Here is a 6504-nt window from a genome sequence, read left to right as displayed (position 1 = left end):
ACTCCTGTGATCTTCCGCCAAAATTCCTCCGCCGCCATCCGAGAACGTCTAAAAATCCTTTATTTTCAACATACATAGTAAATCACTTATCCGTAACCGTCCGACAAGTTCTCCCTGAATCCATGAAAAATATGTATAGTGATGTGTATAGATTTTTTATACACATTTTTGACTTATACACATGCCACTAACAGACATACAAATTAAGCGAGCAAAGCCCCAAGACAAGCCCTATACATTGAACGATGGACAAGGTCTGTCATTACTCATCAATCCAGACGGCTCAAAGGGCTGGCGCTTCCGCTTTCGTTTTGCCGGTAAAGCACGGCTAATGTCATTTGGCAGCTACGACCTTGTGAGCCTCGCAGAAGCACGTGAGAAACGCGATACCGCTCGTAAGCAGGTAGCAAACGGCATAGACCCAGTGGAAGAACGTAAAGCCCAAAAACTGGCACAGCAACTCTCAACAGAGAACTCATTCGAAACCATATGTCGAGAATGGCACACTAACAAAGCTGACCGCTGGACAGTGGCCTATCGCGAAGAAATCATTAAGACATTTGAGCAAGATGTTTTCCCGTTCATTGGTAAACGCCCTATCAGTGAAATCAAACCGTTAGAACTGCTTGAAGTATTGCGACGAATAGAGAAGCGTGGGGCACTAGAGAAAACACGTAAGGTGCGTCAGAGGTGCGGCGAGGTTTATCGCTACGCAATCATAACTGGCCGCGCTGAATACAATCCTGCGCCTGATTTAGCCATCGCTCTGGCCGTTCCTAAGCAAAAACATCATCCATTTCTATCTGCCGAAGAATTGCCTCATTTTATTCGGGATCTCGAAGCGTATACCGGTAGCATCATCACCAAAAATGCTACGAAGATAGTCATGCTGACTGGTGTAAGAACGCAGGAGATGCGTTTTGCTACTTGGGAAGAAGTGGACCTTGAGAAAGGTATATGGGAGATACCTGCGGAGAGAATGAAAATGCGTAGGCCTCATATTGTTCCTTTGTCTACTCAAGTAGTTGATCTCTTTAAACAGCTCAAGCCTATTACCGGCCATTACCCATACATTTTTATTGGCAGGAACAACCGTAGCAAACCGATCTCGAAAGAAAGTGTGTCACAAGTAATTGAGCTACTTGGTTACAAAGGACGAGCTACGGGCCATGGTTTTAGGCACACAATGTCGACTATTTTGCATGAGCAAGGATACGATAGTAAATGGATTGAATTACAGCTTGCACACGTAGATAAAAATTCGATACGCGGTGTTTATAACCATGCACAATATATAGAACAGCGAAAAAAGATGATGCAATTTTATTGTGACTTCATTTTAAACCTTCCCCTCTCTGAGTGAGAGGGGAAGTAGAATAATTACTGAATACCGTACTTTTTCTCGCGAACAGAAAATGCAACATGGCCGCCTTCAAGGATCGAACAAATATGATGCCTTATACCTTGTTGCATTCTGATATTACCATCTTCTATTGCTCCAACTTCATAACTTATAACATCACCATCATAATTAGCAACAATGACTTGTTCTGAGTCAGAGTTAATTACTAGATTTGCATTGTGTGTAACAATAATTACCTGACGGTATTTTTTTATTTTTTTGAACAAAGGAACCAACTGCTTCATAATAAAACTATTATCAAGATCATCCTCCGGTTGATCAAAAACAAATGGGCTACCAAAAGGATCTGTCGCAAGTTTTAAACTTACATAAAAAGTTCCACGCTGACCAACTGAGAGTTTATCAACTGTTTTACCTTTGTAGGTAAATTCAGCATTAACATATAAATAGCTCTTTATCTTTTCTGGAGAAAATAAATAATGCATTAATTCATATCGTCCACCCTGATTAAAGTACTCACTTTTCCAGAAAAAATCTTCTATTGTAATTGCTTTACCTTCTCCATCTGGATTAATTACCTTCTCATTATTTAACAGCTTAACAAAATCAGTATATGATCGTACATTAAAAGTGTCCGTTAGCTTTTGCCGTGTTGTTTTCTCATTTGATGCCCTAAATTTCCCACGATTAATACAACCTTCTAACCCTCTATAGAATTTTTCATTATCAAAAATGATTTTTCCACTAATGTTTATATCGGATAAAATATCTCTAACAATCTGGTTTTGTTCTTCATTCCAACTGTCATTTTCAATATGAAGGGAGTTATATAAGGACTGTATTTCTGTAGCTTGCTCTTCTATATATTGACAATATTTCACTGCAAACTCACTACGTTCTTTTACATAAGCAAAGTATCTATTTTTATTTTCGTCGATTTCTTTTATTTTAGCCTTCGCTCTATCTATATTTTCTTGATATTCACTTAACTTATTTAACAGCGATGATACATCTTGATTAATACCTTGCTCAAGGAAACCTTTTTTAATTTCTTCATTTTTTAACTTCACATTCCCTATACTAACGTTAATCTCATTAGCATTTTTCTCTAACGTCTCACAGTAGAAAGAATCATTTGTTAAAGGTAGCTTCGGCACAATAACAGATAATTCATTGTAACTTTCAATACGTTCATTAATTTCTGAGAAACTTCTTCGAATAAAAGCAATCAACTCTTGATTTCTATCCAGTGCTAACTGTAATTTGTTGATTGACTCAGAATTTTTTTGATAGTCAGCAATGAGTGCTTTATTTTTAGGATTAGTTAATGTTTCTGTCAGTTTCTGATTTTCTTCAATAATTTTATTCTGGAATGTATCAGTATTAATTCTATTCCCATAACTATCTGATAGCATCCAGTAATCTACGAATGCTCTATATTTTGAGAGATTATCTAGCAACAAACTCATACTTGCAGAGTCGTATTGTTTTTCTCTAATCCCTAGCATCCTTTTAATTTCATTGCTTAGGTTTTCTGGATTTTTTGCAAAATTAACAATATCCCCTTGTGAAACATGGAGATAACTATATGGTGATGCGGTCTCCGAGTTAAACAAAATAGATGATTCTTCACCATAGCCTTTATCTAAGAATACACTAACACCTTTAGTTGCTACATTTCTTTCTGAGGTTAAAAAGGAGCCCGGCATTAATACACTTTTCATTGCATCGAGAAATATACTTTTCCCAGTACCTCTACCACCAATGATTGAAACCATATTTCTATTTAGTGGTATTGTCTGATTTTTAAAAGAAAGGTTATTTTCGTTGAAAATATTACCAGACAAATCTATCCGACTAAAATGTGGCTTAACGTATGACAGATCGATAAAATCATCTGATTGTTGAACCCTCTCAGCTGGCTCAAATAGCGTTTGTCGCAATCCTTGGAAAGAAGGCTTTGCTTTTACCCAAGTATATTTACTACCAATTTTGCTAAAATCATGTGCATCAGAACATACAAAAACTGGCTTTTTAGGGGCATCTTCATATCGTGTATCTAATAAAAAGAAATCACGATCTCGGGGTCGTCCCAAAACAATATCCCCTAGTTTATCAATTTCTTTTGCAACAGCTACCGAGCGTCCTTCCGTCTTCTCTGGTTGAAATCCACCATATCCATTAGGGCAAATCGCTATGAAGAAATCCTTACCAATAGCAAAGTCATTTTTTAAGCCTTCACACAATGTCTCATAATTAATAATTGCTTCATTAAAATCAATCCCCGATTCATCCATAGAATCTTTACTACACCAAATAGTCTTACCATCATCCGTGGTATTTTGAAGCTTTATTCTTGACAACACTCTATTTATTTTCTCTGATGAAATACTTTCAGAAAAAATTGCGTGTATATTTATCCATTCACCAGATTTATTGGGTTGCGCAATTCTAAATTCAATATTAGCCAATACACATACTGGATATTTTTTCTCAGCAAATTTTTTTCTTATAATTTCAAGCTCATCATTTGCTAAAAACCAATAATTTGTTACAGCAATAAGTTTTAAGTTATTTTTAATAACCGCATCAACATATAAATCAATATCTTTCGGTTGGTAGTTGTTATTGACATGCGTTAATGGTGAGTGTATGTGAAGATCCCACTTATTCCAGGTTGAACCAATCATTACGATCCCTTATCATTAATTGCTATATGTAAAGACAATCCAAACTCATTTTAAGCCAACAATAAATATCTTCAATAATGACCTGCACCTCGTCACTTTTTAAGCAGTCATATATTGATGAAACCGAACATTACCATCACATAACTCGAAAATTCTTTCATCACTACTTGCATGTAATGAGAGGTACCCCACGTAATGCACTCTAAGGCCTCTTGGTTAATAATGCGCGCAATGCTCTCCCCGCCACGCCTGCCCGCTTTATAGGGTAGTTTTCATGCAGGTGCATGAACCGGCACAGGCCGCGCCGGTACTGGCGTGGTGGGGGAAATAAAATACGGGGATTTGCATGCAAAACCATGCACCTTATGGATGCATGGCTTTTTTCGGGAAAAATAGCGGAATTTTCGGGGATTTTTTCGCGTGCTACCGTGCGGCCAGTTCTGCACGTCGGCGGGTGTAAATCAGGTTCTGTGCCGGGGTGAATTTCTGGCGATTATCATCCCGCGAGGCCGCATCAGGTCTGAATCCGATGGCCGTTAAAATGTCGCTGTCCTGCGCGGAATAATTAATTTTTTCACCTGCGGCCAGCCACACCGACAGGGCTTCACGCAGATAATCAACCGAGTGCTGCATGGCGCTCTGTTTTACTGCGGGGAGCTGTTCGTGATATCCCATCAGCTCAGGTGCCAGCGTGGCGGCCAGCTCCGCGCCGTGCTGCTGCATAAAGTCATGGAGCCGGTTGCGGATGCTGATGTGCTGCACCTCCTCATGTGAGCGGATATAGCGACCGGCGGCCTGATTAATCTCCCACCTTTTCACGTCGATATTGTCGCGCAAATCCTGCATTCTGCGCGGGATTTGTTCGTCACCGGCAAGGAGCTGTTCACGGTATTCCCGTTCAAGATCGGCCAGTTCGGCTTTACGTTTCAGCCAGGTGTTTTTGTTCGTCTGACAGGCCTCAAAGGCCTGCTGTATGGTCACAGTGGTCACGTGTTTCTCTCCTGATTAATGCCGGAACGGCGAACTGTAGCAGCCCTGCACCTTACGCGGCGGTGGTGGCGCCACCGGCGCGGGGTCGGGTTTCTCCGGGGCGGCACGTATCACACCGTCAACCGACTCGATGGTGCGGAAAGTGGCCGAACATTCGATATTGGTACACTGGTGATAACGTTGTTTGACGTTTTCCGACAGATAACGGCTGGTACGGACGTGCGCGGTCTTTTTGCAGAACGGACAGTGAAACATAATTCAGCCCTCTGCCTGTTCGTGGTCTTTTGCGGCCAGTTCAGCGGCAAGCTTCATCCGTCTGGCCGGGCTTCTTAACAGCGCCATATCAACCCCGGTTATGACCGGGCGATTCATGCCCGTTATGGACAGAACCGGCTCCTGCTCCATATCGAAATGATACAGGGCTGACTGCAGATTCAGGGCATCGCCCAGCTCGCGGGTCACGGTCGCACGCGGCGAGGTTTCTCCGCTCATTTCCAGCGACCGTATACGCAACAGGAAGGCACGTAACAGTGCAGGGCTGATACCGGCCAGCACTTTCTTCCATTCGCTGTTGGCGTAAGTGGTGAATGCTTTTTCGTGGGCGCTGATATAAGCCGTACCGGAGGAGCATGCGCCAAGCATGGCGAGGCCTTTGTCTTTCTCCAGCTCGGTAATCAGACCGGTGAACTCATCAGCCAGTTCTCGGCTGGCGATACGTTTACTGTGTTCAGCTTTCAGTTCAGGAGTGAGGTTGCCGCGCAGGGTTCGAAAGCGGCTGCGCCAGTCCTGTTCGGCCTGTGCGCTTTCACTGAGGGCAGTCTGTCGTTCCTGCTCACAACGCTGAATGGAAGCCTCAATGTCGCTGAGTTTACCCATGCTGGCCGTGTGTGCGTCTTTTGCTTCATTAAGTGCGGCCAGCGCACCGGCAATACGTTGTTCCGCGCCTTCATCCTGTTTACTGATAACGGTCTGCATGGCTTTGATAATGAGTTCGGGTTTCATGTTCAGGCTCTCCGTGTGTTCAACCTGAAATGATTCTGACGCCTCCTGCACAACAACACGATTCATTGCCGTTGTCAGAGTGCTGGCACAAACAGACCTTAAAATCAGGCTGGCCAGAGAAAGGTCGCAGGAAAACCTTACTCACCGTTTGTTTTTTTACTTATAACTATTCACCACTGTTCACCTTAAATAAAAAGATAAGTAATACAGTGAGTTAAGAGGTGAACAGTTGAAGGTCTGACTGTTCACTGTCTGTTCACCACTGTTCACCCTTCAGTTTGTTCAGCCAGCCAGCTACTTAGACTTTTTAGCAATTAAAAATAATAAATATATAAATAAAAGTAATTATCGGTTTGCCATTTTGTTATCAGAGATTGTCAACAATTGTCACTGTTTGCCACTGTATAAAAATCGCTCTGTTGTGTGGTGGAGTAATACAAAATGACTTGTTGCCCTGAA

The 6504-nt window shown here is 41.8% G+C and carries 5 protein-coding genes; 1 reads left to right on the top strand and 4 read right to left on the bottom strand.

The genetic code is table 11. The features are described from left to right. Positions 1–181 precede the first annotated feature (181 nt). A complete protein-coding gene (locus D5066_RS22685; RefSeq protein ID WP_119917270.1) occupies positions 182–1363 on the top strand; it encodes a tyrosine-type recombinase/integrase in 1182 nt (393 codons plus the stop codon). A 17-nt stretch (positions 1364–1380) separates the two neighbouring features. Here the strand turns inward: D5066_RS22685 and D5066_RS22680 are convergent, their stop codons facing one another. From D5066_RS22680 to sid, 4 genes are all read right to left on the bottom strand, one after another. Further along, entirely contained in the window at positions 1381–4053 is a 2673-nt protein-coding gene (locus D5066_RS22680; RefSeq protein ID WP_119917269.1) for a TrlF family AAA-like ATPase, read from the bottom strand. Positions 4054–4476: 423 nt separating this feature from the next. After that, positions 4477–5043: a phage polarity suppression protein gene (locus tag D5066_RS22675; protein WP_058663597.1), complete on the bottom strand. Its 567-nt coding sequence runs from the start codon at positions 5041–5043 to the stop codon at positions 4477–4479. 15 nt (positions 5044–5058) lie between these two features. Next, complete coding sequence (locus D5066_RS22670; RefSeq protein ID WP_000468229.1) at positions 5059–5298, bottom strand: STY4826 family bacteriophage gene regulatory protein; 240 nt, start codon at positions 5296–5298, stop codon at positions 5059–5061. Positions 5299–5301: 3 nt separating this feature from the next. Beyond that, complete coding sequence (sid, locus tag D5066_RS22665) at positions 5302–6045, bottom strand: capsid size-determining scaffold Sid (RefSeq protein WP_058663602.1); 744 nt, start codon at positions 6043–6045, stop codon at positions 5302–5304. Between the last annotated feature and the right edge of the window lie 459 nt (positions 6046–6504).

This window comes from Enterobacter chuandaensis (assembly GCF_003594915.1).
GTDB classification, from domain to species: domain Bacteria; phylum Pseudomonadota; class Gammaproteobacteria; order Enterobacterales; family Enterobacteriaceae; genus Enterobacter; species Enterobacter chuandaensis.
The sequence above is the reverse complement of the archived record's forward strand: the minus strand, read 5'-3'. Positions and strand labels throughout refer to the sequence as shown.